The 26,486-nt window shown below is 54.0% G+C and carries 24 protein-coding genes, 2 tRNA genes and 1 riboswitch; of the genes, 15 read left to right on the top strand and 11 right to left on the bottom strand.

The genetic code is table 11. From position 1 onward, the window contains the following. Positions 1-54: 54 nt before the first annotated feature. Entirely contained in the window at positions 55-546 is a 492-nt protein-coding gene (locus AAFN83_RS16260; protein ID WP_347771193.1) for a GNAT family N-acetyltransferase, read from the bottom strand. Between the two features lie 47 nt (positions 547-593). After that, complete coding sequence (locus AAFN83_RS16265; protein ID WP_347771195.1) at positions 594-1,445, bottom strand: lipase family protein; 852 nt, start codon at positions 1,443-1,445, stop codon at positions 594-596. Positions 1,446-1,703: 258 nt separating this feature from the next. Between AAFN83_RS16265 and AAFN83_RS16270 the strand changes: the two genes are divergently transcribed. Then, positions 1,704-3,452, top strand: a complete 1,749-nt coding sequence (locus AAFN83_RS16270; protein ID WP_347771197.1) for an alpha-glycosidase — start codon at positions 1,704-1,706, stop codon at positions 3,450-3,452. A gap of 104 nt (positions 3,453-3,556) precedes the next feature. Here the strand turns inward: AAFN83_RS16270 and AAFN83_RS16275 are convergent, their stop codons facing one another. Next, positions 3,557-4,195: a matrixin family metalloprotease gene (locus tag AAFN83_RS16275; protein WP_347771199.1), complete on the bottom strand. Its 639-nt coding sequence runs from the start codon at positions 4,193-4,195 to the stop codon at positions 3,557-3,559. A 221-nt stretch (positions 4,196-4,416) separates the two neighbouring features. On the opposite strand from AAFN83_RS16275, the gene AAFN83_RS16280 reads away from it, so the two are divergent. From AAFN83_RS16280 to AAFN83_RS16290, 3 genes are all read left to right on the top strand, one after another. After that, positions 4,417-5,439 (top strand): fibronectin type III domain-containing protein, encoded by a 1,023-nt coding sequence (locus tag AAFN83_RS16280; protein ID WP_347771201.1) that lies wholly within the window; start codon positions 4,417-4,419, stop codon positions 5,437-5,439. A gap of 72 nt (positions 5,440-5,511) precedes the next feature. Then, a riboswitch (guanidine-I (ykkC/yxkD leader) is annotated at positions 5,512-5,614 on the top strand. An 88-nt stretch (positions 5,615-5,702) separates the two neighbouring features. Then, positions 5,703-6,044 carry a DMT family transporter gene (locus AAFN83_RS16285; protein WP_347771203.1) on the top strand — a complete coding sequence of 114 codons (342 nt, stop codon included), beginning with the start codon at positions 5,703-5,705 and terminating at the stop codon, positions 6,042-6,044. Then, a complete protein-coding gene (locus AAFN83_RS16290) occupies positions 6,041-6,355 on the top strand; it encodes a DMT family transporter (RefSeq protein WP_347771205.1) in 315 nt (104 codons plus the stop codon). Before AAFN83_RS16285 ends, AAFN83_RS16290 begins: the two co-directional genes overlap by 4 nt. A gap of 90 nt (positions 6,356-6,445) precedes the next feature. Here AAFN83_RS16290 and AAFN83_RS16295 read toward each other — a convergent pair. After that, a tRNA-Arg gene (locus AAFN83_RS16295) sits at positions 6,446-6,522 on the bottom strand. A gap of 272 nt (positions 6,523-6,794) precedes the next feature. On the opposite strand from AAFN83_RS16295, the gene AAFN83_RS16300 reads away from it, so the two are divergent. After that, on the top strand, positions 6,795-7,667 hold the full coding sequence (locus tag AAFN83_RS16300) for a DMT family transporter (protein WP_347771207.1): 873 nt from the start codon (positions 6,795-6,797) through the stop codon (positions 7,665-7,667). A 177-nt stretch (positions 7,668-7,844) separates the two neighbouring features. Here AAFN83_RS16300 and AAFN83_RS16305 read toward each other — a convergent pair whose 3' ends face one another. The 4 genes from AAFN83_RS16305 to AAFN83_RS16320 form a co-directional block, all read right to left on the bottom strand. Beyond that, complete coding sequence (locus tag AAFN83_RS16305) at positions 7,845-8,357, bottom strand: hypothetical protein (RefSeq protein WP_347771209.1); 513 nt, start codon at positions 8,355-8,357, stop codon at positions 7,845-7,847. A 151-nt stretch (positions 8,358-8,508) separates the two neighbouring features. Beyond that, a complete protein-coding gene (locus tag AAFN83_RS16310) occupies positions 8,509-9,123 on the bottom strand; it encodes a response regulator (protein ID WP_481810518.1) in 615 nt (204 codons plus the stop codon). Positions 9,124-9,178: 55 nt separating this feature from the next. Beyond that, positions 9,179-9,889, bottom strand: a complete 711-nt coding sequence (locus tag AAFN83_RS16315; protein WP_347771211.1) for a sensor histidine kinase — start codon at positions 9,887-9,889, stop codon at positions 9,179-9,181. A gap of 637 nt (positions 9,890-10,526) precedes the next feature. Continuing rightward, positions 10,527-10,600, bottom strand: a tRNA-Gly gene (locus AAFN83_RS16320). A gap of 188 nt (positions 10,601-10,788) precedes the next feature. Here AAFN83_RS16320 and AAFN83_RS16325 point away from each other — a divergent pair. From AAFN83_RS16325 to ispG, 5 genes are all read left to right on the top strand, one after another. Next, positions 10,789-11,742, top strand: coding sequence for a hypothetical protein (locus AAFN83_RS16325; protein ID WP_347771213.1), 954 nt, complete (start codon positions 10,789-10,791; stop codon positions 11,740-11,742). Positions 11,743-11,902: 160 nt separating this feature from the next. Next, positions 11,903-13,195 carry a trigger factor gene (gene tig / locus AAFN83_RS16330; protein ID WP_347771215.1) on the top strand — a complete coding sequence of 431 codons (1,293 nt, stop codon included), beginning with the start codon at positions 11,903-11,905 and terminating at the stop codon, positions 13,193-13,195. A 243-nt stretch (positions 13,196-13,438) separates the two neighbouring features. After that, positions 13,439-14,029, top strand: coding sequence for an ATP-dependent Clp endopeptidase proteolytic subunit ClpP (clpP, locus tag AAFN83_RS16335; RefSeq protein ID WP_347771217.1), 591 nt, complete (start codon positions 13,439-13,441; stop codon positions 14,027-14,029). A gap of 14 nt (positions 14,030-14,043) precedes the next feature. Beyond that, positions 14,044-15,297: an ATP-dependent protease ATP-binding subunit ClpX gene (gene clpX, locus AAFN83_RS16340; protein WP_347771219.1), complete on the top strand. Its 1,254-nt coding sequence runs from the start codon at positions 14,044-14,046 to the stop codon at positions 15,295-15,297. Positions 15,298-15,405: 108 nt separating this feature from the next. Continuing rightward, positions 15,406-16,533, top strand: a complete 1,128-nt coding sequence (gene ispG / locus AAFN83_RS16345; protein ID WP_347771221.1) for a flavodoxin-dependent (E)-4-hydroxy-3-methylbut-2-enyl-diphosphate synthase — start codon at positions 15,406-15,408, stop codon at positions 16,531-16,533. Here the strand turns inward: ispG and AAFN83_RS16350 are convergent. After that, on the bottom strand, positions 16,524-17,285 hold the full coding sequence (locus tag AAFN83_RS16350; RefSeq protein ID WP_347771223.1) for an N-acetylmuramoyl-L-alanine amidase family protein: 762 nt from the start codon (positions 17,283-17,285) through the stop codon (positions 16,524-16,526). The two genes, ispG and AAFN83_RS16350, sit on opposite strands and share 10 nt — an antisense overlap. A 222-nt stretch (positions 17,286-17,507) precedes the next feature. On the opposite strand from AAFN83_RS16350, the gene lonB reads away from it, so the two are divergent. The 4 genes from lonB (at position 17,508) to AAFN83_RS16370 (ending at position 23,122) form a co-directional block, all read left to right on the top strand. Next, positions 17,508-19,247, top strand: coding sequence for an ATP-dependent protease LonB (gene lonB, locus AAFN83_RS16355; protein ID WP_347771225.1), 1,740 nt, complete (start codon positions 17,508-17,510; stop codon positions 19,245-19,247). Positions 19,248-19,402: 155 nt separating this feature from the next. Next, positions 19,403-21,754, top strand: coding sequence for an endopeptidase La (gene lon, locus AAFN83_RS16360; RefSeq protein ID WP_347771227.1), 2,352 nt, complete (start codon positions 19,403-19,405; stop codon positions 21,752-21,754). A gap of 46 nt (positions 21,755-21,800) precedes the next feature. After that, positions 21,801-22,421 (top strand): ribosome biogenesis GTP-binding protein YihA/YsxC, encoded by a 621-nt coding sequence (gene yihA, locus AAFN83_RS16365; protein WP_347771229.1) that lies wholly within the window; start codon positions 21,801-21,803, stop codon positions 22,419-22,421. A 104-nt stretch (positions 22,422-22,525) separates the two neighbouring features. Next, complete coding sequence (locus AAFN83_RS16370) at positions 22,526-23,122, top strand: hypothetical protein (RefSeq protein ID WP_347771231.1); 597 nt, start codon at positions 22,526-22,528, stop codon at positions 23,120-23,122. Between the two features lie 198 nt (positions 23,123-23,320). On the opposite strand, the gene AAFN83_RS16375 is transcribed toward AAFN83_RS16370, so the two are convergent. Beyond that, positions 23,321-23,902, bottom strand: coding sequence for a TetR/AcrR family transcriptional regulator (locus tag AAFN83_RS16375; RefSeq protein ID WP_347771233.1), 582 nt, complete (start codon positions 23,900-23,902; stop codon positions 23,321-23,323). Continuing rightward, a complete protein-coding gene (locus tag AAFN83_RS16380) occupies positions 23,880-24,617 on the bottom strand; it encodes an MBL fold metallo-hydrolase (protein ID WP_347771235.1) in 738 nt (245 codons plus the stop codon). Before AAFN83_RS16380 ends, AAFN83_RS16375 begins: the two co-directional genes overlap by 23 nt. A 255-nt stretch (positions 24,618-24,872) precedes the next feature. On the opposite strand from AAFN83_RS16380, the gene hemA reads away from it, so the two are divergent. Further along, positions 24,873-26,309 carry a glutamyl-tRNA reductase gene (gene hemA / locus AAFN83_RS16385; RefSeq protein WP_347771237.1) on the top strand — a complete coding sequence of 479 codons (1,437 nt, stop codon included), beginning with the start codon at positions 24,873-24,875 and terminating at the stop codon, positions 26,307-26,309. Positions 26,310-26,486: the final 177 nt, after the last annotated feature.

Here is a 26,486-nt window from a genome sequence, read left to right on the forward strand (position 1 = left end):
CGACGAAAAGGCAGCCTATCTCTATCAAAGAGATAGGCTGCCTCTTATCCTGCTCTAGTTTGTGATCCCGGAGCGCATGAGCTTCAGGCATACTTGCGGTTCATCATCAAATGCTCGGCAAGGCTCACATTCCACAAAACCAAATTTTCTGACACTTGCCATGGAGGCTTCGTTCTCTGGATGAGTGAGGATATAAATGCAATCGACCTCAAGCTCCTCAAAGCAGATTTTAATCAGAACGGGCAAGGCTTCTGACAAGTATCCTTGCCTCCAGTGCTCTTTCCAAATGTCATATCCGAGTTCCACTTGGCTAAGCTCTTGATCCCAGTAATGATACCCGCATGTTCCAATAAAGGAATCGGTATCTTTGTCGAACATCCCATACCGAAGATAGTCTTTCCCCTCTGGGGCCAGGTAATGGTCAATGATGCCTAGGGCTTCCTCTCGGTCACAGGGGGGCTCACTGAAATATTGGCACATATCTGGGTCAGAAAATTGCCTGTGGACGGCTTCAATATCCTCATGCGCAAGAAAGCGGAATTTCATTCGTTTTGTCTCCACGTGCTCTGGTATCTTCATCGAGTTTCACCCATTTATCTGAGAGAATTAACCGCTTCTAGTCTATCCCTATCTTTTCCAGCGGTCAAGGTTGGCTCCTCCTTACTGGTAGGACAGAAACCCGGGTTCGCAGTGCATAGCGCTTGGGTATACTCCGGTTGAAGCTTGGCGAGTTCGGTGAAGTAGCTGCTAATGACATGGTTGAGGCCGAAGCTTCCGTTTTGAAAGGACAGGGGGATGTGCTCAGGAACATGTCGATAGGAGTAGGTTATCTCCTGCTTGGGCGGCTTATAGGCGGTCGGGGGGACGTAGGTGACGATATCGAACAGGTTAGCGAAGCGATGACGGTCGGTTATTTTGCCGGAAAAGGAATCCACGAACGCGGGGTCTCCCACCCGAGGGGAACCATAGGTATACAGGCTGAAAGAAGAAAAGGTTCCATTCGAAGCGACATCCGCGGCACATAAGGTGGCAAGAGCGGCCCCGAGGCTGTGGCCGGTAACGGTCAACGCTTTGGTGGAGGACAAGTCGGAAAGTGCAGAGAAAATCCCGTCACGGGCCGAAGAGTAGATCGCGGTGAAGCCGCGGTGAGTCAGGCACGGCTCTTCGACACAATCAAAGCTTTTTTGCGAAGCGATGAGATCTGAAACCCAATCATTCGCAGAGCTGGTCCCGCGGAAGGCGATGATGATTTCGTCCGGCGCTTCGAGGATGAATCCAAAGGGTTCCCATGCGAAGCTGAACGATTTGGCCAGGATGGCATGCACAAGGGAATAGCCTTGCGGGATGACAAAAGAGCCATTCGGGTTTGTGTATTGGGCATACGTCTGGGAGCAGACGGCAGCTAGAAAGATCGCTCGCTGATCCCGATCGGGGGTTCGGTGCATGACCGCCCACCTCCTTTCCTTATCCATGTATGATCGGGTAAGGAAATCGGTGCGGTCCTGTTTTTTGTAAAACGAATGAACGAATAGAAAATGCTGGACACTGCCGAGAAACCCCTCTATACTTGGGTGGTGTAAGGCCACAATTAAAGGGCAATGCCTGTTTCTTTTGTCCCATGCGGATGGAAAACACAACCCCGAGCAGCGTATTCGGGATTGTGTTTTTTTGTTTTTTAAACCCCATTGGAGGAGGTTTTCCCTGTGTTAAAGGAAGCGATCCATCACCAGCCCAAAAGCCAGTTTGCCTACGCGTATGACAAAGACACCCTGCACATCACCTTGAAGAGCCAAAAGAACGACCTGACTCAAGTGACCCTGCTGTACGGAGACCCTTATTATTGGGTCGACGGAGAGTGGGCGTTTGAACGGATGAGCATGACCCGATCCGGTTCGGATGATCTGTTCGACTACTGGTTTGCCGCCGTCTCCCTTCCTGTCAAACGCTTTTGCTATCTTTTTGAGGTGTCGGACGGTCAAGAGACGCTCTTTTACGGAGAGAGGGGCTTTACAGCGGACCCCAAGCGAAATCGGGTGTTCCGATTCCCCTATCTGAATGAAGCGGACATTTTCCAAGCGCCGGAATGGGTAAAGGGAACGGTGTGGTACCAGATCTACCCGGACCGTTTCGCCAACGGGAACCCCGAAGGAGCGGGGCAATGGAGTGAGTGGGGCTCGGAGCCGATACCGGGGGCTGTCTTTGGCGGCAATCTGAAGGGGATTATCGATCATCTGGATCATCTGGTCGAGCTTGGCGTCAACGGGATTTACATGACCCCGATCTTCAAGTCGCCGTCAGACCATAAGTACGATACGATCGATTATTTTGAGATTGACCCCCAATTCGGAGACAAGGAAACGTTCCGTCAACTGGTCGAGGCTTGTCATGAACGAGGAATTCGGATCATCCTGGATGCGGTCTTCAATCACAGCGGGCTGCTGTTTGAGAAATTTCAGCATGTCCTAGCGCATAAGGAGCAATCCCCTTATAAGGACCTGTTCCATGTACAAGAGCTGCCGGAGGACGGAGAGCCGATCTATGAAACGTTTGCCTACGAGAAAAAGATGCCCAAGCTGAACACCGAGCATCCCGAGATGAAGCAGTACTTGCTGGATGTGGCAAGGTACTGGGTGGAGGAGTTCGGCACCGACGGCTGGCGTCTTGACGTAGCCAACGAAGTAGACCATGCTTTCTGGCGTGCATTCCGCCAAACGGTGCGGGAAGCGAACCCTGAGGCTTATATCATCGGGGAAGTGGCCCACGATGCTAACGCATGGCTCGGGGGAGATCAGTTTGATGCGGTCATGAACTATCCTTTTACGGAAATGGTTATTGACTTCATTGCCAAGGATCTGATGAATGCCGAGCAATATGCCAACGAAGTGGTTAAGCAGCTGCACCATCATTCGGCGGGCGCCAATGAGGTCGCATTTAACCTGCTTGGAAGCCACGATACCCCTCGGATTCTGACCGTTTGCGGGGATGACAAGGAGAAGCGCCGGCTGGCCTATCTGCTGCTTCTCACGTATCCAGGCTCTCCCTGCATCTATTACGGAGACGAGATCGGCTTAACGGGAGACGGGTACGACTTCTCCTTCTACCGGAGATGCATGGAATGGGACGAGGAGAAGCAGGATCGGGAATGGTTTGCCTTCGTTCGGAAGCTGGTTCATCTTCGCAAGGAGTTGAAGCCCTTGCACGCCTCCGCGCAGCTCTCCATCCTGAATGCCGACGGGGAAGCGAATTCGCTTGTGTTCAGCCGGAGCTTCGAGAACGAGACCGTCTTGATTGCTCTGAATCATGGTGATAAGGCCGTTAACCTGTCTTGGCCGATGGAGCTGCAAGGGAAGCAGGGGACGGATCTATGGACGGACGAAAAGATTCGGCTGGGCATAGATGCGGGGATATTCTTGAAGCCAAAGCAATTTAGGATGATTCACGTGGTTAGGTAGAGCATCCATTGAGACCCTTATTGGGATCTCCAAGGTTGAATAGAACGACAAAAAAAGAGCCGGAGGACGGCTCTTTTTGCTATCACAAATAACGATCATCTGCATTATTTTGAATAGATCTTCTGAACTCCTGTCACATCGTCAGCCGTAGGGCCAAAAGGCGCATTAGAAACGTATTTATTCATTAAGGAGTAGGGAGGGCCGCCGCTAAAATGATCCAAGCCAAGCGCATGGCCAAACTCGTGACCGGCAAGTGAGACTTTATAGTGATCTTCTGTCTTATACGTTAATGACACATTAATCCCAATTGTGACCTTGTCATAATCCTTGGTTGGAGCTTCTGATTGCCCTGCAACATTGACCCCGTCCTTAAAGAAGAAGGTCTTTCCATCCCACCCCGTATTTCCATACTCTGCTACGGTAAAAATGACGGTAGCCGACGCCCTGTCCTTTGCCTTCGTAAAATAGACATCGGTGGTACGTTCAAATTTGTTTTCATTGTTTACCGAATTATTCCAGTTCTGAACTGCGATATCGATGTAAGTGCCATAATTAATAGCTTTATACGTACCATCCGAATCTTTGAATATGTAGGTAGGGTTATCCACCCAATAGGTCCGGTCTTTCACACCGCCAATCAATTTTTTGCCGTAGAGAGTGAATGCACTCGCAGCTGTGGTAATGAGGAGAGACAAGACCAACAAGGTGCTTACCAGAGAAGCAAATCGGAAACCTTTTTTCATATAAAACCTCCTTTTATAATATTTACCATAAATAGAATACAAATAGAAAAAACCGCTGTCAATTGATATTTATATTCGGTTTTCATGCTTAAGCTAGGTTGTTGTCAAATCCGTGACATATTGAAATAATTCCAATAAATTACATATTATGAATAGACCAATCCTCCTACCCTCCCTATACTCCATTTGAAGATACAAATTTCAGGGAGGTTTACCTATTCATGACTAAGAAGCTTAGGATTTTCAGTTCTTTGCTTGCTTTGCTCTTCTTATCTTTTTCATTGTTATCTCTCCATGTCTCAGCAGCATCCATCGGACAACAATTAACACAAGAAGAGTCTGGATGGAGGCGATATGATGACGCAGATCCTCTGTTTACGTATACAGGAAATTGGCGTATGGGCGTCAATACCAACTACTATAATAAGTACGGCCGGTACACAAACGACTTAGTAAGTACGGTTCAATTTGATTTCGTAGGCACAAAGCTCCGACTCATTTCTTACACTTATTCTGACCAATCGCCGAAGATCGCGATAACCATCGATGGTGTGAAGGAAACCTTTGCCCAATATAGGAATGAACCTTCTAAGGTTATGATTCTTGTTTATGAGAAGACAGGATTAACAGAGGGAAAGCATACCGTTTCCATTCAAAATGAGTCCACCGCAGGTACGTTCAACTTCGATGCAGTAGACATCGATTCTACGGGTTATATTACGAAATCCCAAATGAACAGCCCGTCTCTTTCGGCATCAACGGGTCCGTCCAGTATCAGTCTCAATTGGTCGAACGTCTCAAATGCCAACAGTTATGCGATAAAAAGAGCGGTAACGGCCGGAGGACCCTACGAGACGATTGCTACCGGCTTGACGGGAACCACCTATACGGATCTCAATGTTACCCAGGGCAATACCTACTACTACGTAGTAACCGCACTTGGAGCAATAGGAGAGAGCGAACCATCCAATGAGGTTTCGGCTAGTGCAAATGCTGAAACTGGACGAGCCATCCTCACCATCGCTTTGGACAATGGTCAAGAGAAGGAATACGACTTGTCGATGGCCGAGGTTGCGGCTTTTATCACTTGGTATGAAGCAAAAGCGGCTGGCACGGGAACAGCCTCGTTCGCGATTGATAAGCACAGCAACAATAAAGGCCCTTTCAAAAGCCGCAAAGAATACATCATCTTTAACAAAATCGTCTCGTTTGAAGTTAACGAATATGACGAGGTTACTCCATAATCATGTTGAGACTTGGTGAAATCTCCCTCTTGACAAGAGGGAGCTCTCTTCGTAGAATGATGGGAATTGAATAGAGAGGTTTTCTAGGGTTCCGCAACTGGTGTTGGTTGGTCTGGTCCGAGAGAAGACCCGCAGCCATACGGCTGCGTCACGGAAGGATAAAAGCCTGGGAGATAAACTGCGAAAGCGGTTTGTTTCCCAGGCTTTCTGTTTATTCCTCTCTATTCCATCCATACTACCAGAGAATGAAGGAGGGATTCAGGATGAACAAAACGTGGGCGTCGGTTTTTGTAGCGGCATTCTTTGAGGTGTTTTGGGTGATCGGCTTGAAGCATGCAGGGAGCTTCTGGGAGTGGGGAGGAACCGTCATTTCCATTATCGTTAGTTTCTATTTGATGATTTGGGCGGCTCGCTCCCTTCCAGTGGGTACGGTCTATGCCGTGTTTGTTGGGCTGGGAACGGCAGGAACGGTCATCGCGGAGATTCTTTTGTTCGATGCCGAGGTTAACCTGCCGAAGCTGGGTTTGATTGTAATGCTTCTCCTTGGAGTGATCGGGCTCAAGCTGTTGAGTAAGGAAAAAGAGAGTGAGGTGAGCGGAGGATGAGCTGGCTGTATCTGGTTACGGCAGGCATCTGCGAAATGGTCGGGGTCTTGCTGATTAATAAATTCAACGAAGCGCGAAATGCAAAGTCCTTGGGCTTGATGATGGCGGCGTTCGGTCTCAGCTTTCTTTTCTTATCGCTTGCGATGAGGGATTTGCCCATGGGGACAGCCTACGCGGTCTGGACAGGAATCGGAGCTTCGGGGGGAGCGATCCTGGGCATGATTTTTTACAAAGAACCCCGCAGCTTCCTCCGAATCGTCTGCATTGCGTTGGTGCTGGGCTCTGCCGTCGGCTTAAAGCTCGTAGGTTGATCCCCGGATATAACGAAGAAGCCCTGAATTCCCTTAACGTTCAAGGACTTCAGGACCTTCTCTATGTTTAATCGTTTATAGGTAGTGAAATGGCGTCCCAGGAGGGATTCGAACCCCCGACAACACGCTTAGAAGGCGTGTGCTCTATCCAACTGAGCTACTGGGACAATGGCGATGGATAGAAGTCCATCAGAACTAGACCTATACTAAAGGATATTGCAGAATGTGTCAAGAAGCCAGAATAACTGGTCAAATTGAGGTCTTTTTGTTACGATACTCCTTACAATTTGGATCGAGACTTGAGGTGAGCAGACGTGTATTTCCCTCCTTTATTTGAAAATGATGTGCCTGTCGTCCTTCTGCGCCCATAACGGAGCGAGAAGGCACTCTCTCCGGTAAGGGCAAACGCACCTTACAAACTTCGGAGGGATTGGAAATCATGAAAAACACTTTCTTGGGTTCGCTCTATTTAATGTTAGCCTCCAGTATATGGGGAGGCATGTACGTTGTGGTGAAGGTTGTCGTTTCGGTCATACCGCCGCTTGAACTGGTGTGGTTGCGCTACCTGATTGCACTCGTCGCTCTGTTGGTGATCGGGCTGGCAACACGGCAGAAGTGGCGGATTCGCAAACGCGATCTACCCCTTATCCTGGCCATTGGAACCATAGGCAACGCCATTTCGATCGTTGCGCAGGAGACGGGGACGATGTTGTCGTCGGCGCAAATGGGGGCGATGATTACCGGTTCGACGCCTGCTTTTATGGTTCTCTTTGCCCGTCTTCTGCTGAAAGAGCGGCTGACTCTTCGCAAAGGGATCTCCATCGGCTTCGCTACCCTCGGGGTGCTCCTCATTGCGGGAGTGGGGCATGTGGACGTATCCAGTCAACGCGGCGGCGGCTGGCTTCTTGTAGCCGCGTTAACATGGGCACTCATGTCTGTGTTAGTGAAGCGTGTGCCGAGTGATTATTCACCGGTTGTCGTAACCACATACGCCACCTTGACGGCAATTCTTCTATTAACTCCGTTCGTCTTGCCGCGGCTGCATGAGATTCACTTTTCAACTCTAACAACACCAAGTATAGGGGGAGGGCTCCTCTATTTGGGGATCATCTCCACAGCGGGCGGGTTTCTGCTGTGGAATCGAGGCCTGCAACTGCTGAACGCTTCAAGCGGAGGGTTGTTCTTCTTCTTTCAACCCGTCGTAGGGAGTCTGCTGGGTTGGCTGATTCTCGATGAAACGATCGGCTTTGCGTTCTGGGCCGGTTCCTTCCTCATTCTCCTGGGTGTGTTATTCGTGATAAAAGAAAAGTAGGATGACTCCCCTTGAGTATGGCATTTCATATTTTCACTGAGGCCGCTCGCCAAGAGCTGGTCAAGATCCTAGACGATATCGAGCTTGATTAGTCAAACGGCAAGCAGGAGCGATCCGGGGAAGAACCCTGAAGCGCTCCTGCTTGCTTCTTTTATAGGCGATCGCGATTTGAATTCATTATCTCAAATAAGTTCTCGTCTTCGACTTGCTTTGTTTGACTCTCAGGTAGATCCCCAATACACGAACCGCTACCATGGCGGTTGCCATTAGGATAAAAATCGGCCCTAGGATGGTTAAATCGAAATGGTGCTTCACGGAGAAGGAATAAGCCTTTTGCCCGTTTCGAGTAATCCATTCAATGAAACCGATACGCAGAAGAAAGATGGTCGACAGCACTACAAGGCTCGGGATCCCCGTTGTTATATAGGGTTTTCCTGTTTTTTGATCGTTTTCCACGCGGGCGAGCAAGACGAGAACAAAGCCGATTAAGCCGCCGAACAAAATAAATCCAGCAAGCAGCCATCCGTTATTCCCGCCTGTAGGGATGTCCTTTAAATAGGTTGTACCGAAATAGGCCAGGATTGGAATGGGCAACAGCAAGCGAATCAGGTTAAAGGGCTTGCGCCCGTATACACTGAATGCGAGCACGGCGAATATTGCGAATGTTGAGATCCAGTGGCTGGTGGTCATGATGGGGTTCCTCCTCGCAGTCATGGGGAATGTATGTTTCTTCCCGATGCGCAGCTTTATCATATCCTGCGAGAGAAATGACTACGTCCACCTGCGGGTTGATTCTGATCCTCCACACATCCATCTGCAGGTGGATAATGTGAGGATGCGCTTATTCAACGATGCGGTTTCGGATGGCATATACGACCGCCTGTGTGCGATCCTGGACGTCAAACTTTTGTAATATTCGATGCACGTGAGTCTTCACGGTACTCTCACTGAGGAACAGCTTGGCGGCAATTTCTTCGTTCCGAAGTCCATAGGCCATCTGCTGAAGCACCTCCAGCTCGCGGTTGGTGAACATCTGCTTGGCATTCGTCCGTCCGACGAGGTCCGTTGGCAGGGGAAGGCTTTGCTTCTCAATGGCTTGCCCGATCAACCTGGCAGCATGGGCGGTCCGAAAAATCACTTCCCCTCGAAGCGAAGCCCGTATTGCGGCAAGCAGCTCCTCCGGCTCGGTGTCTTTGAGCAAATAGCCAATGGCTCCGGCTCGAATCCCTTCCAGAATGTACTCTTCGGTATCAAAGGTGGTTAAGATGACGATTCTACATGCTGGCTGTTTCCGCAGGATTTCCCGGGCAGCTTCAATTCCGCTGCATTTCGGCATCTGGACATCCATAAGGATGAGATGCGGCTCCAGGGTTGCCGCCCGTTCCACCGCTTCCAGGCCGTTGCTGCCTTCTCCGACCACTTCCATATCCGGCTGGGCGCTAATAATAACTTTCATCCCCTGCCGAATGAGCGGCTGATCGTCTACTACGACAATGCGTGATTTCTCCAAGTTAATGCTCCTCCCCTGCGGCAAGTGGAAGCCAGATATCGATTGCCATGCCATGAGGAACCCTTGCTTCAATCGTGCAATGGCCGCCTGCATCCTGACAGCGCTTCCGGATACTGCTTAAGCCAAACCCTTCTTGCCAATGGCTTCCCGGCATCAGTTGGCCGTCGTCCTGATAGTGCAGCTCTACAGCTTGCTCGCTTTGCACCACTGCTATGTCGATCCTCTGTGCATTTGCATGGCGTATCGTATTGGTCAACGCTTCCTGTAGGCTGCGGTACAGGACGACCGCCACCGCAAGCGGCCAATCCTCCTGCTCTGCTTGCTCCCCCATCTCCAAATGAATGTCCATATGGGAAGGAACGGCAATGTGTTGCATGAGGCTGCGCAAGGATACCGTTCCGGCGCCTGTTTCGTCAGCCCCGAGATTATGGACGACCGTTCGCACCTCTTGCAGGCAGCCTCGTGCTACGTCCAATACACTTTTTACGATTGCTTCGGATTGTGCTCCTTGCTCGTTCTTCAGCGCATAGGGGAGTGCTTGCAGCTGCACGATTACGGAGATCAGCCGATGCCCAATGCTGTCATGAATGTCGCGGGCAATGCGGCTGCGCTCTTCCAGCACCGCGTAACGCAAGGACTGAACGGAGGCTCGCTCCAGCTCTTCGTGAGCCTGCTGTAATTTGAGGTGCGACTCCGCTAATTCTGCATTCATCTCTGCGAGTTCCTCGGTGTACCGTTGCTGTTCCTGCTGCCGGAGCCTCCTTACTCGGATCAAACGAAAGGAAACAAACAGCCCCACGTAAATCAAGAGGCTTTCCCTGATTAGAGTAGCCCAGGTTTGATGGTCATACAGCACCAAACCCTGAAAGGTAATGAGCATGAAGGATAAGCCCAGGATTTCAGCTGTCCATGGGGGTAGGTTTAATGCAATGAAACTGATAAGGACGCCTTGAAGGGACATGACAATCGTGGTTTGACCGGGAAAGGCAAACCCATATCCCATCAACGCAAGGTAGAGGAGGAAAAATAGTAAGCATCGCATTCGGATGGAGGGGGTCCTGGTGATTCCTCGCAATCCGAGGAAATAAATGAGGTAAAGCAAGAGGGTGATCCGTTGGGCCCATACTTCATTCGGCAAGAGCCTTACGAATACAACCAGCAGAATGATCCCAACCACTACAGAGCTTCTACGGAAGGACCCAAATGACATTTGTCTTTTCTCCTCCAATCTTTCCGTATTGTAGCACAGGGGCGGAAGGGCAACCCCATCGCTCGGTTCACAGAAAGCGAAAGTTCTGGGGGAAATAGAAAAAGCCTTGATTTCTCAAGGCTTTCAAGTGATATATAGTTGGAGCGGGTGATGGGAATCGAACCCACGCCTCAAGCTTGGGAAGCTGGCGTTCTACCATTGAACTACACCCGCGCGTTTGCGAAACAGGAATATCATAGCACAAGCCGGTTGCTGGATGCAATTGCTTTTTTGCTCTCCCTGCTGATTCTTGGCAGCAGCACGTTCGCCGGAATTTTCGTTTCCTTTGCATTTTCTCGCGTAAACCGCTACCATCTTTCTAGGAAAGGCTTGCTGGCAGGAGGCTTCCGGCCGGAAATGAGGTGAGGACCATCACAGACGGAAGAACAGACGATCGAGGGAAGCCCCAGGACAAACGCACCAATGTGATCCTGTTTCCCCGAACCGTGGATTATTATCAGATCGAGCTGACAAAGCTTCTTGAGACGGAGCGGTATCAGGAGGCAGCCGATCTGCTTCGCTTTCTTTTGCAGGTGGACAGCGGCGACCCGCGCAATCAGGAGGAATGGGAGACGCTGCTCGATTGGATCACAACCCTGATGAATGAATCGGATCACGAATCGGGTGCCTTGAGTCCCGTTGACGACGAAGCCGACCTCACCGAGGCCGATCTGCTGCGCAAGGAAACGGAACGAAAAAAAGCAACGGACGAGGGGTACGTAACCCGCTTGCTTGAAACGCTTCGAGAAGCTTCTTCCTTGGAGCAGATTTTGCTCGCCCTGGGACAGCTTTCGTATGTTCAGCATCCTGAGGTGGAGCCCGCTCTCGTCCGCTGGATCGAGACGACCCGCCTTCATCCCTACGTGATCTTCAAGGCGCTGCAGACGCTGAAAAAGCGGGGAGCGACGGGCTCGGTTCGGCCCGCGCAGCAGGCTGAGGAACGGGAGCTCCGCATGGAGGAGACCCCTCTTGATGTATGGGAGTTTCCCGAATCGATCACCGATGTGCTAAAGCGCGTACAGGAGCACAGCGCGGTAAGAGAACCGGCGCTCGGCTTTTTTGCGGAGGAGACCTGGTCGGAGTTTCTGGCCTTTGTTTATGCCTCTCCTCTGTACCGTCGTTTGACGGAGCTGGAGGAGGAGGGCCGGAACGCTTGGGCAGCTGCTCTGCACGGAGCACTTCGACGGGTGATGCAGGAACAGGCGGACGAGGAAGAGTTGCTCCATCTTTATGGAATGACAGAGGCGCTGACGATGGAGTACAAGCAAGCCGGACAGGCGCTCGATGCTTTCATGAGGCTGCAAACTCGCCCCTGAGCCAGGCAAGAGAAAGACAGGGTACCGCAACAAAAAGGGCAATCCCTTCGTCGGTGCCAGTCTTGTCTTGAAATGGTAAAGGGAAATGATTATAATGGAATGGTTAAAGACCGGAATGAATACCGAACGCAGGTACATTTTTTGGAGGGGAAAGCATAAAATGAAAGCAACCTGGGAAAAAATAGAGAAGAATCAAGGCGTCCTGACCGTCGAAGTCGAAGCGGAACGCGTCGCCGTCGCGTTAGACAAAGCCTTTAAGAAAGTAGCTCCGAAAGTTTCGATTCCCGGATTCCGCAAAGGCAAAGTTCCGCGGTCCATGTTTGAAGCCCGTTATGGCGTAGAAAGCCTGTTCCAAGATGCGCTCGACATTCTTCTTCCAGAAGTCTATGCAGAAGCCATCGAGGAGACGAAGATTGACCCGGTAGATCGTCCGGAGATCGACGTGAAGGAAATGGCCAAGGGACAAGCACTGACGTTTACCGCTAAGGTAACGGTTAAACCGGAAGTAGAGCTTGGCGAATACAAGGGCATTGAAGTGGAAGAGAAGACGGCTGACGTTACCGCTGAAGAAGTGGATGCGGAGCTGAAGCGCCTGCAAGAGCGCCACGCCGAGCTCGTCATCGCCGAAGAAGGCGAAGCGGCTCAAACCGGCGACATCGCCATCATCGACTTTGAAGGCTCTGTAGACGGAGTCCTCTTCGAAGGCGGCAAAGCCGAGAAGCATTCCCTGGAGCTTGGCTCCGGCAGCTTCATTCCAGGCTTCGAAGAGCAAGTCGTCGGAATGAAGAAGAACGAAGAGAAGGACGTTAACGTTACCTTCCCGGAAGAGTACCACTCCGAAGACCTGAAGGGCAAAGCGGCTGTCTTCAAGGTTCTGCTCCATGACATCAAGCGCAAGAACCTGCCGGAGCTGGATGACGAGTTCGCCAAGGACGTAAGCGAATTCGACACGCTGGACGAGTACAAGGCAGACATCGAAAAGCGCCTGAAGGAGCAAAAGGAAGAAACCGCCAAGCGTGAGAAAGAAAACGCAGTGGTTGCCAAGGTTGCCGAAAATGCTCAAGTGGACGTTCCGGAAGTCATGGTGGACAACGAAGTGGACAACATGTTCAAGGAATTCGCCAACCGCCTTCAACAACAAGGCATGAACCTGGAGCTTTACACCCAATTCACCGGCCAAACCGAAGATGTGATCAAGGGTGAAATGCGCGAAGAGGCAGCACGCCGCGTTCGCAGCAACCTGGTTCTCGAAGCGGTTGCCAAAGCGGAAAGCATTGAAGCCGGCGACGAAGACCTCGATGCCGAAGTAGCACGTATGGCTGAAATGTACCAACGCAGCGTTGAAGAGATCCGCACGATCTTCACGGCTAACGGCATGCTTGATTCCATCAAGAACGATCTGGCCATCCGCAAGACGGTGGACTTCCTGGTGGAGAACAGCAAGACGGCGTAACCGGTTCTGCCTAACTGAATGACAAGCGGAGCTTGCGAAGAAAGCTCCTTTCTGGGAAAGGCGTCGCATGTCGGCGCCTTTCTTTCCAAAAAAAGGGGAAAACGAGGCCCGTTTTTGTTTAGACGAGGGGGCTTCGGGTAAGAATGACAGAGGCATCTAAACATGGTAAGATGAAGGTGGAACTCGGCTGTTCCCTGGCCGACAATTGACGTTTATCCTGAAGTGAAGGGGTTGCTGTCGGATATGAGTCTGATTCCTATGGTTGTGGAACAAGAGGCCCGCGGCGAGCGGTCCTACGACATTTATTCCCGTCTTCTCAAAGACCGGATTATCTTTATCGGAGATGCCATTGACGACAACGTCGCCAATCTGGTTATAGCCCAGCTGCTGTTCCTGCAAGCAGCCGACCCCGAGAAGGATATCAGCTTGTACATCAATTCCCCGGGCGGATCGGTAACGGCCGGCATGGGGATTTATGACACCATGCAATTTATCAAGCCGGACGTATCCACCATCTGCGTAGGAATGGCCGCCAGTATGGCTTCGTTGCTGCTTACGGCAGGAGCGAAGGGCAAGCGCTACGCGCTCCCGAACAGTGAAGTGATGATTCACCAGCCGCTCGGAGGCGTGCGCGGGCAAGCGACGGACATCAAGATCCACGCGGATTGGATCATCAAGACGAAGCAGAAGCTCAACCAAATCTACGTCACGCATACGGGTCAGCCCTATGAGAAGATTGATCGGGACACCGATCGCGACAACTTCATGTCTGCTGAGGATGCCAAGGCTTACGGGTTGATCGATGAGGTCATCACCCGGAAAGAGATCGTTTAACAAGGGGTGATCCAATGTTTAAATTCAACGAGGAAAAAGGCCAGTTGAAGTGCTCGTTCTGCGGCAAATCGCAGGATCAAGTGCGCAAGCTGGTTGCCGGACCGGGTGTCTACATTTGCGACGAGTGTATCGAATTGTGCACGGAGATCGTAGAGGAAGAACTCGGCCATGAGGAAGAACTGGATCTGAAGGATGTTCCGAAGCCGAAGGACATCCGCAACATTCTGGATCAGTATGTGATCGGACAGGATAATGCCAAGAAGTCTCTGTCCGTTGCCGTATACAATCACTACAAGCGCATCAATACCCAAGGCAACAAGGACGAGGTTGAACTCGCGAAGAGCAACATCCTGCTGCTTGGACCGACCGGCAGCGGCAAGACGCTGCTCGCTCAGACCCTTGCCAAGATCCTTAACGTTCCGTTTGCGATCGCCGATGCGACTTCGCTGACGGAGGCGGGGTATGTTGGGGAAGACGTCGAGAACATCCTGCTCAAGCTGATTCAGGCAGCGGACTACGATGTCGAGAAGGCCGAGCGCGGCATTATCTACATCGACGAAATCGACAAGGTGGCCCGCAAGTCGGAGAACCCGTCGATTACCCGCGATGTTTCCGGCGAAGGCGTACAGCAAGCCCTGCTGAAAATTCTCGAAGGCACGGTCGCTTCTGTTCCCCCGCAAGGCGGACGCAAGCACCCGCATCAGGAATTCATTCAGATCGACACGACGAACATTCTGTTCATCGTCGGCGGTGCCTTCGATGGATTGGAATCGATCATCAAGCGCCGCATCGGCAAAAAGGTCATTGGCTTTGGTACGGACGGTCACAAGGCCGATCTGAAGCCGGGCGAATACCTGTCGCTCGTACTGCCCGAGGACCTGCTCAAATTTGGGTTGATCCCCGAATTTGTCGGCCGGATTCCGGTCATCTCGACCTTGGAGCCGCTGGACGAAGCCGCACTTGTGCGTATTCTGACGGAGCCGAAGAATGCTCTCGTCAAGCAATACCAAAAGCTGCTGGAGATGGACAGCGTGGGCCTCGAGTTCACGGCGGAGGCGCTCGATTGCATCGCCAAGGAAGCGATCAAGCGCAATACCGGGGCGCGCGGACTGCGAGCCATCATCGAGAGCATCATGCTCGACGTGATGTTCGATGTGCCGTCTCGCACCGATATCTCCAAGTGCGTCGTGACCAAGGAGACGGTGTTGGAGAAGGTCTCTCCGCTCATTACCACCAAGGACACAAAGAAAAAAGAAGAGAGCGCCTAAGCGTCTCTCCTCTTCCATACCAAGCCAGTTCGCATCCTCCGTTTCGGTCAGGGTCCTTTGCCGGACCACCGGCACGGAGGATGTTTGGCATAAGGGGGAATCCATTTCATGTTTCACCGCAAAGATACCCTTCCGGTGAAGGTAGGCAACCTGACCATCGGCGGAAGCGATCAGGTGGTCATCCAGAGCATGTGCACCACCAAAACGGCGGATGTGGAAGCGACAGTCGCTGAAATCCTCCGGTTGGAGGAAGCCGGGTGTCAGCTCGTTCGCGTCACCGTCAACAACGAGGAAGCGGCTGAAGCGATCAAGGAAATCAAGAAGCGCATTCACATCCCGCTCGTTTCGGATATTCATTTCGATTATCGACTTGCCCTTAAGGCGATCGAAAACGGCATCGACAAGGTACGGATCAACCCCGGCAACATCGGCAAACGGGAAAAGGTCGAAGCGGTGGTAAAGGCTTGCAAAGAGAAGGGCATTCCGATTCGAATCGGCGTGAATGCCGGCTCTCTTGAAAAGCATCTGCTGGACAAGTATGGCTACCCGACCGCCGACGCGATGGTGGAGAGTGCGCTCTTCCATATTGGCATCCTCGAGGAATTGGATTTTCACGATATCATCGTTTCTCTTAAAGCCTCTGATGTTCCGATGGCCATTGAAGCTTATACGAAAGCAGCAGCGGCGTTCCGGTACCCGCTTCACCTGGGCATTACGGAATCGGGTACGTTGTTCTCCGGAACCATCAAGAGCTCGGCGGGACTCGGTGCGCTCTTGTCCCTGGGAATCGGTTCCACCGTGCGCGTATCGCTGAGCGCTGATCCGGTTGAAGAAGTAAAGGTCGCTCGCGAGCTGCTGAAGGTGTTCGGTCTTGTTTCGGATGCGCCGACGCTCATCTCCTGCCCGACCTGCGGACGGTTGGACATCGACCTGTTTGCGATTGCCAACGAAGTCGAGGAGTACCTGGCCAACATTCGAGTGCCGATCAAGGTATCGGTTCTCGGCTGCGCGGTTAACGGCCCCGGCGAAGCGCGTGAAGCCGATATCGGCATTGCCGGAGCCCGCGGGGAAGGCATGCTGTTCCGTTATGGGGAGATGGTGCGTAAGGTTCCTGAGGCGGAACTGGTCAGCGAGCTCAAACGGGAAATCGACAAGATTGTCAAAGAATTCGAGGAGACCGGTGAAATCTCCGGCCGCCGGCACGGGAAGACGGCAGAGGCAGCGCCTCAGCTATGAACGGGAATCGCTTCGGCGCTTCCGTTCGGGAGTCCTTCCTCCAGCAACAGGTAGTTCCAGATCGCAGAAGCCAGCGCTTCTGCGATCTTTTTTTGATCTTCGGGGTTGGTCAATCGGCGCCGATCCGAAGGATTGGACAAGAACCCGATCTCGACAATGACACTGGGGGCTTCGATTTTCTTGAGCAAGTAATAGGTTTTGCCGGGAAACGGTTGGTTGGACGTCCCCGCATCCTGATTCAAGTGAGCTTGAATGGTGCGGGCCAGCAAGAGGCTCTTCGGGTTGTTCGGCTGGTACAGAACAAGGGGGCCGTACCTTCTTGAGTTGCGGGTCCAGTTCACATGAATGCTGACGACGGCCGAGGGCTCCAGCATCTTGGGCAGCCCCGTGCGCTGGCCCAGGTCCCGGAGGTGCCTGGATTTCGTTCCTTGCCAGCGGTTTTCCTCACTTAAGGCATAATCTCCGAAGCGGTTCAAGACGCAGTCAACGTTCCGGGAGGTGAGCTTGTTCCGTAGCAGCAGGGCCACTTGAAGATTGATATCCTTTTCCAGAATATTGCCCTCGAAGGTCCCTCCGTCGATGCCTCCGTGGCCGGCGTCCAGCAGAACATCGGCGGTTGGCAGATGAGGATCGCCCGCAGACGGGACGATCTCCAAGGAGGAAGGGGATCGGTGTGCGGCAGCGGCTGCACTGGGGACAAGCATGATAAGGGAAAGGAAAAGGACCGATAGGGAGATGTATTTTGGTTTCATAAGATCCTCCTTGGGCGCTATCCTGGCTTCGGTTAAGCATTAGTTTGTCCGTCTTCCCCATGTGTACTCTCTCCCGCTCCCGACGTTAGGGTTATCGAGGAAAAGAGCGGGAAATACTAATACTCAGTGGCGCTATGGACCCGTATTCGCCAATTTTAGAAGGCGCACCAGAAAACTCGAAGCTCGTATGGGGAACTTCGGAGAGTGAGGGAGGAAGCTTACATGGGACTCAGCGTGGCGCTTATGATCATTCAGGTGTTTTTCGCCGTGGTGATCGGCCTGTATTTCTGGAATCTGCTGCGCGGCCAGCAGACGAACCGCAGTGCGGTAGACCGCGAATCGAAGAAGGAGATGGAGAAGCTGCGTAAGCAGCGTTCCATTTCACTGTCCAAGCCGCTGTCGGAGAAGACCCGACCCGGCTCGCTTGAGGAAATCATCGGACAAAAGGAGGGGCTGCGCGCTTTGAAGGCGGCTCTGTGCGGGCCCAATCCGCAGCATGTGCTCATCTATGGGCCTCCGGGAGTAGGCAAGACCGCCGCAGCGCGAGTCATTCTCGAAGAGGCGAAGAAGAACGCCTTCTCCCCCTTTCGCCAAGACGCGAAGTTTATCGAGACGGATGCGACCGTTGCTCGATTCGACGAGAGGGGCATTGCCGATCCGCTGATCGGATCGGTTCATGATCCGATCTACCAAGGAGCGGGGGCGATGGGGGTTGCGGGCATCCCTCAACCGAAGCCCGGAGCCGTATCCAAAGCCCACGGCGGAATTCTCTTCATCGACGAAATCGGAGAACTGCATCCGGTTCAGATGAATAAACTGCTGAAGGTGCTGGAGGATCGCAAGGTCTTCCTGGAGAGTGCCTATTACAATTCCGAAGACCCCAATATTCCGAGCCATATCCATGATATTTTTCAAAACGGCCTGCCTGCTGATTTTCGGCTTGTCGGAGCCACCACCCGCACCCCGCAGGACATTCCTCCTGCCATTCGTTCGCGGTGCATGGAGATCTTCTTCCGGCCGCTTCTTCCGGAGGAGATCGGTGTGATTGCCGAGAATGCCATTCGCAAGATCGGCTTTCCTGATCAGGCGGAAGCGGTCGAGGTGGTGAAGCGGTATGCCACCAATGGCCGGGAAGCGGTCAATGTGATCCAGCTTTCGGCTGGCCTTGCCCTGACGGATAAGCGGAATGAGCTTACCGCAGCCGACGTGGAGTGGGTGGTGAACAGCTGCCAGATCCCTCCGCGACCGGAACGCAAGGTACCCACTCAACCGAAGGTGGGTTTTATCAATGGGCTCGCCGTGTACGGGCCAAACCTTGGCACGCTGCTGGAGATCGAGGTGACGGCGGTGAAGACAGCCGTTCCCGGAAGCGGTGCCTGGACGATCACGGGCGTGGTCGATGAGGAAGAGATGGGGGGAGGCTCTCGCACCTTGCGCCGCAAGAGCATGGCCCGGGGCTCCGTAGACAATGTGCTCACCGTCCTCCGGTCGCTTGAGTTTCGCCCGCAGGACTTCGATCTTCATATCAACTTTCCTGGTGGAACGCCCATCGACGGGCCATCGGCGGGCATTTCGATGGCGACGGCCATCGTATCCGCCATGTTGGACATTCCTGTGGATCACCGCCTGGCGATGACGGGCGAGATGAGTATCCACGGGAGAGTGAAGCCGATTGGCGGCGTTGTGCCGAAGGTGGAAGCCGCGATCCATGCGGGTGCCGATAAGATCATCATCCCGAAGGAGAACTGGCAGGAGCTCTTCCGCTCCTATGCAGGCGTTCGCGTCATCCCGGTCGATACGATCGAAGAGGTGCTGGAGCAGGCGCTCGGCATCACGGTGCATACCGAGCGCACTGCGCCGTATGTGCCCTTTGCCGATCAACCGTTGTCCTCGGCCGTCTCTTTCCTGCAGGCGGATCGGCTGAACAGCCAGCGCCGAGGGATCGACAGCTCGCCAGGCTGACCGGAACGAATTGGTGTTTTGACGGGACATCTGATAAAATGATCCTACATTGAGGCCGAATGCGTGCCTTCTTTTTCCATTCCGCTGGTTTCGCTGCAGCAGCAGCCTGAAACCCTTTGCCGGGCGGCACGCAGGTTGACCACTGGAGGTGTAGCATGGGGCAGAACAAATCGAAGGCCAAACGAATGCCTTTGCTGCCTTTGCGCGGGCTCTTGGTGTATCCGAGCATGGTCCTGCACCTGGACGTCGGGCGCGAAAAGTCGGTGAAGGCATTGGAACAAGCTATGGTAGAAGAGAGCTTGATCCTCCTGGCCTCCCAATCGGAGATTAACATCGAAGATCCTGCGCAGGATGACATTTACCGCATCGGGACCGTATCGAAGGTCCGGCAGATGCTTAAGCTTCCCAACGGCACGATTCGCGTGCTCGTCGAAGGATTGGTTCGCGCGGAAGTGCTGGAATACCTGGATAACGAAGACTATTATGAGGTCCTGTTGAAGGAGCTTCCCGAGGAGACAGCCGTGGATGCGGAGATCGATGCGCTCATGCGCACGGTGTTGACTCAGTTCGAGCACTACATCAATCTCTCCAAGAAGGTTACGCCGGAGACGCTCGCTGCGGTATCCGATATCGATGAGCCGGGAAGGCTGGCGGATGTCATTACCAGCCATCTGTCGCTCAAGATCAAAGACAAGCAGGACATTCTCGAAACGGTAGACGCCAAGGAGCGCCTCGGCAAGCTGCTCGACATCCTCGGCAACGAGCGCGAGGTGCTGGAGCTCGAACGCAAGATTGGCCAGCGCGTGAAGAAGCAGATGGAGAAGACCCAGAAGGAATACTACCTGCGCGAGCAGATGAAGGCGATTCAGAAGGAGCTGGGTGAGAAGGAAGGGCGCGCCGGAGAGGTTGAAGAGCTTCGGAGTCAGCTCGAAAGTGCTGAAGTGCCGGAGAAGGTGCGGGAGAAGATCGAGAAAGAGATCGATCGCCTGGAAAAGATGCCGGCGGCCTCCGCGGAAGGCGGCGTGATCCGCACCTACATCGATTGGCTGCTCGGCTTGCCTTGGCTGAAGAGAACCGAGGATGATCTCGACCTGGCAAGAGCCGAGGAGATTCTCAATGAGGATCACTATGGGCTGGAAAAGCCGAAGGAACGTGTACTGGAGTATCTTGCCGTGCAGAAGCTCGTGAAGAAGCTGAAGGGGCCGATCCTGTGCCTCGTCGGTCCTCCCGGAGTCGGCAAAACCTCCATCGCCCGTTCCATCGCCCGTTCGCTCGGACGCGAGTTTATTCGGGTCTCCCTCGGCGGTGTTCGCGATGAAGCGGAAATTCGCGGCCATCGGCGGACGTATGTCGGCGCCATGCCGGGCCGGATCATCCAGGGTATGAAGAACGCAGGGGCCGCAAACCCTGTTTTCCTGCTCGATGAGATCGATAAGATGGCGATGGATTTCCGCGGGGATCCGGCAGCCGCCCTCCTGGAGGTGCTTGATCCCGAGCAGAACAACACGTTCAGCGATCATTACATCGAGCTGCCCTTCGATCTGTCGAATGTCATGTTCGTGACGACGGCGAACGCGGTGCATAACATTCCGCGTCCGCTCCTGGACCGGATGGAAATGCTTCATATCCCCGGCTACACGGAAGTGGAGAAGCTGCACATCGCCAGTCGATACCTGCTGCCCAAACAGAAGACGGCTCACGGGCTTGAGCCGGAGCAATTGGTCATCGGCGACGATACCTTGACGGCTGTCATCCGCAGCTACACGCGGGAGGCGGGGGTACGCAACCTCGAGCAGCAGATGGCCAGCCTGTGCCGCAAGACGGCCCGGGAGATTCTTGCAAACGAAGGTGCTGCGGTCACGATCCGGCCGGAGGACATCAAGCATTACCTCGGAGCTGCCAAGTTCCGCTATGGCATGGCAGAGGCGGAGGATCAGGTCGGAGCCGTCACCGGACTCGCCTGGACAGAAGTGGGCGGCGACACGATGGTGATCGAGGTCAGCATCATGCCGGGAGCCGGCAAGCTGACGCTGACCGGCCAACTCGGCGATGTGATGAAGGAATCCGCGCAGGCAGCCTTCACCTATGCGCGGGCACATGCAGCCAGCCTCGGCCTGCCGGCCGACTTCCACGAGAAGAATGACATCCACATTCACGTGCCGGAAGGAGCCATCCCGAAGGATGGTCCATCAGCCGGGATTACGATGGCAACGGCGCTGATCTCGGCGCTTACCCAGGTTCCCGTCTCACGGGAGGTGGCGATGACCGGCGAAATCACCCTTCGCGGGCGCGTCCTGCCGATCGGGGGCCTGAAGGAGAAATCGCTGGCCGCTCATCGCGCCGGGATTCGCACCATCCTGTTCCCGAAGGACAACGAGAAGGACCTGGAGGACATTCCAGAGAGCGTCCGCAGCGACATCCGGTTTATCCCGGTCAGTCAGCTCAGCCAAGTGCTGGAGCATGCGCTGGTGCAGGAGCAAAGAGAAGAAGCTCCCGTACACGGATAAACCTTTGGCATTTGATAACGCAAGAAGAAGGAAATGAGGGACTAGTATGAAGGTCAAACAGGCGGAATTCGTCATCAGCGCCGTTGGACCGGGTCAATATCCTGAGGATGCCCTGCCGGAGATCGCCTTGGCAGGGCGTTCCAATGTCGGCAAGTCTTCGCTGATCAACCGGCTTATCAGCCGGAAGAATCTAGCGCGGACCAGCTCCCAGCCCGGAAAGACGCAAACCCTGAACTATTACCGGATTAATGATTTCTTTTATTTTGTGGACGTACCCGGCTATGGCTACGCCAAGGTATCCCGAACCGAGCGGGCGGCATGGGGCCGCTTCATCGAACAGTACCTCGTGGGCCGCGAACCGCTCCGACGCGTGATGCTGATCATTGATGTGCGCCATCCCCCGACAAAGGACGATCAGGCCATGTATGATTGGCTTCGGCATCATGATCTGCCGATTGTAGTCATCGCAACGAAAGCGGACAAGATCCCCCGCAGCCAGTGGCAAAAGCACGTGAAGATCGTGCGCGAGACGCTTGGAATGCCGAAGGGAGATCCACTCGTGCTGTTCTCCTCGGAAACAGGCCAGGGACTCGAGGAACTGTGGGCTCTGCTCGATGAAAGCGTCGATTGGAACGAGGGGGAAACCCTCGAAAACCCGCAAGAATAAGTCATTCTGTCGAGGAATTGGCCCCTAATCCGGCCATTCGCCTCCTGCATCCGCTTTCAGCATGCGGTATAATAGAGCCAATGAATCACGAGAGAGGGATCGGTATGGCGGAAGGAACAACCGCGGTATACGTGCGCACCCGACTTGAAGTGACAGAGGCAGAACTGGACGTCTTGATTTCACTCTTCCGGGAGCGAAGGACGTTCCCGGAGGTCCGGGTGCTGGAGAACGGCAGTCAGGAAATTGCATTTCCCCAAGAGGTCCGGGATGCGGGCGTTGGACCCGTTCTTGAATTTACGAAGCAGGACAACCGGTACGTGTGCCAGGTTTCCTGCCGCATTCTCAACGCGCGGGTAGCGGGTGCTTTGCGCCTCGCGGTTGCGCGCTTTCGAGGAAACGCTCTCATTCATCGATTTGGCGATGGCTTCATGATGGCTTACGAATACCGCAAGGGAACGGTGGTCAAGATCACGGAGATCAAGGATGGGGAGACGACCATCCTCTACCAGTTCCAAGCTCTCGCGCGTGAGCTGGAGGAGCTGTTCCGAAATGATTCGCTGGAACAGCAAATTGCGCTTTGCCGCAGGGAAATTGATCGCCTGCTTGAGGCACGAAGCCGATCGAGCGAGCCTGAGCAGGTGGCGCTTCTCGATCGCCAGTTGGTGGGTCTGGCGGTAAAGCTCCGCGGGCTGGAACGATGAGGCGCGGAGCAAGAAGCAGGGAGCCAAAAGAATGAAAAGCAAGCATGAAAGAACAAGACGGCCCTTCCCGGACTGCTGTGCGGGAGGGGCCGTCTTTGTGCTTTTGCGGTTTGTTGCCCTATAGCGTGTTAGCAAGCCGAAATTCGGTCAAATTGGTTGAACGTTTTATGGGTTTTGCAAACACGCTCTCGCCTTGCCTCAGGAAATGAGCTGGGAAAGACCCCGCAAGTAAGTTTCTATGAGGAAGGTAAGGGATTGATCGGTGCGGAGAGGAAGGCCGAAGCCTCCTTGCCCTTCGAGGGAAACGAACCCGTGCAAGAGGCTGCGGAACCCGCGAACCGCGTGAATGGCGGACTCTTCCCCCAAATGAAATTCGGCCAGCGCGAGGAGAGTCAGGTCGAGCACCTGCTGGGCCGCTGCGGCAAGGGCTTCATCACCCGGCTCGGGGGCTCGTTGAAATGCGGCATACAATCCGGGATGCTGTCTGGCGAAATGAACGTAGCTGCGGCTGAATGCCAAAGCGCAGGCTGTGGGAGCTGGGGTGGCGGCTTCCGGCGGGACAGCGGCTCGCAGGTCCTTCGCCAGCCGCTCAAGCCCCTCCAAAGCAAGCAGACGGCGAAGCTCAGGAAGCCCTGCTACATGGTTATACAGAGAAGGGGTACGAATGGTCAGCTTTTGGGCCAACAGAGCAAGGGTCAAGGATTCGAAGCCATGGGTGTCCGCCAGCTCGATGGCGGCCTGCAGCACTTGCTGAGGATCAAGACCGATGCGCGGAGACATGGCGTCCTCCTTCCGATTCGTCAGGTGATTTGGCCAGCAGCTTGGTGATCGCGGATGCTGGATTCGCAATCAGCTTCCCGTGGCCTGCCGCGAGAAGAGAAGGCTGGAGTGCGGCAAGCCGACGGGCGGAGACGAGCGCCGTTTCGGCATGCCATGTTGCCAGTGCGGGGAAGGGAAAGCCGAGGCGGAGCCGTCCGCTCACAGCGAGTCCGCCGCGGACCTGGAATGCATCGCCTACGATCAAGGCTTGGTTGCGCGTATCCAAGAAGGCGAACGAGCCGGGGGTATGACCGGGAGCGGCTACCGCGAGCAGCGAACCAACGCGGTCGCCATCCTTCAAAAGATGGTCGGGACGCGTCTTTACCGCCTTGGGAACATCTCCCCGAATAGGAGAGTCAGGTTCATTCGCATCCAGGGAAAGATCCCCTTCCAGGAGCCGAGCATCCCGGGCGGACAGGAAGACCGGGACATCCGGCAGCTCTGCCTTCAAAGCATCCAGTGCGCCCACATGGTCCCCATGGGCATGGGTGAGCACGATGCGGGTGATGGGCTTTCCAATGTTTCGTGCAGCTTGGAGGATGCCCTTCGCACTGTAAGGAAGGGCCGCGTCGATGAGGGTGAGGCCGTCGGGTTCTTCCACCAAATAAGCGTTAACCGGGAACAAACGGGGCAAAAAGGTCAGCTGGTAGACGGTTAAAGCGTGTCGAATGCGCATGGGAGCCTCCTTTTTTATCAAAAACTAATGACGTTAGTTTTATCATAACAGGGATGATCCAGAATGAAAAGGGGGACGTAATGAAAAACTGGAAGAAGCGACCTGACGGTATAGAAGGGATAAGTTTCATAAAACTCCAGAAGTGTCAATGATAATTGACACATCTTATTCAAAAAGATCGGCACGGCGGCCAAACGTTGCTTTTTGCAGTGTGGTATAATGAGAGGACTTTAGCGAAAGCAGGTGATGAGCGGCTTGCAGATCCTTACGGTAGGATTACACTATCGGACGGCCCCGGTGGACTTGCGGGAGAAATTTGCCCTGTCTGCTCCGAAGCTGCCCGAAGCGTTGCAGGAGCTGCGGAGAACCGCAAGCGTCTTGGAGTGCGTCATCGTCTCTACCTGCAACCGGACCGAACTCTATCTTGTTGTGGACCGCAAAAAGCTTTGCGGCCATTCGATACATGCTTACCTGGAGCATCAATTTGGCGTGAGCCGGGATGAATTTATGCCCCACTTGTTTTACCTGGAAGAGGAAGAGGCGGTGAAGCACCTGTTCCGGGTGGCGTGCGGCCTCGATTCGATGGTGCTGGGGGAAACGCAGATTCTCGGCCAGGTGAGAAGCGCCTTCCAAACGGCGCAAGCCGAGAAGACCACCGGCACTTACTTCAACACGCTGTTCAAGCAAGCCATCACGCTGGCCAAGAGAGCGCGGACGGAGACTTCCATTTCGGATAATCCCGTTTCGGTCAGCTATGCTGCGGTTGAGCTTGGCCGCCGGTTCTTCGGCTCTTTCGTCGACAAGCGGGTACTGATTCTCGGAGCCGGGAAGATGGGCGAGCTCACGGCGAAGCACCTTCACAGCGGTGGAGCGGCAGAGCTGATCGTCATGAACCGCACGATGGCGAAGGCGGCGGAGCTCGCAGAGCGCTTCGGCGGACAAGCCCTGCCGATCTCGCGAATGGCGGCGGAACTGGAACGAGCCGACATCGTCATCAGCTCGACCGGCTCCCATGAGCTTGTGCTGACCCGCGGGGAGGTGGAAGCGGTGCTCCCGGCACGCGGCGGACGCCCGCTCTTCCTCATCGACATTGCGGTCCCGCGCGATCTTGATCCAGCGATTGCCGAGCTGCCCGGCGTGCAGCTCTTTAACATCGATCACCTCGAGTCGATCGTGGAATCCAACCTGGAGGAGCGGAAGAAGACCGCTGTCCGGATTGAAGAGATGATCGAGGAGGAAATGCGCGCATTTGCCCAATGGCTGAAGACGCTTGGAGTGGGGCCGGTCATCCATGCCCTCCAACGCAAGTCCTCGCATATCCATCAAGATACGATGGACAGCCTCATGAAGAAGCTGCCGCATCTCAGCGAGCATGATCAGACCCTCATCTATCGGCTGACCAAAAGCATCGTCAATCAGATGCTGCGCGACCCGATTACTCGCGTAAAGGAACTGGCGGGTGAAGAGAACGGGCATGAGGCGATCGAGCAATTTCGCAAGCTGTTTGCGTTGGAGGAATGGGCATCAGAGCCGACGAAGCCAGAGCTCACGGAGGAATCGGGAGCCCAGGAAGACGGCAAAGGCCGCCGGGAGGTCCTTGAACTCCGGGATCATCCCGAATCGGGCAAGCCTTCCGCTGCCGAACGATCTTATGTGCCGGAGCCTGTCGCTAGTGCGAGCGTGACGGCATAACCGCAGCCGTTTGACCGAAACGGCATAAACGAGAAAGAGGGTGACCCAAACGAATGATATGCTCCCCATATAGTAGACAGGTGAAAAAACAAAGACCTGTTACTGTATGGGGAGTATTTTTATGGAGAAAAAGAAATTTACGGCATTTGAGAAATTAACGATCCTTGAAGAAATAAA

Source organism: Gorillibacterium sp. CAU 1737, assembly GCF_039888655.1.
Lineage (GTDB): Bacteria > Bacillota > Bacilli > Paenibacillales > NBRC-103111 > Gorillibacterium.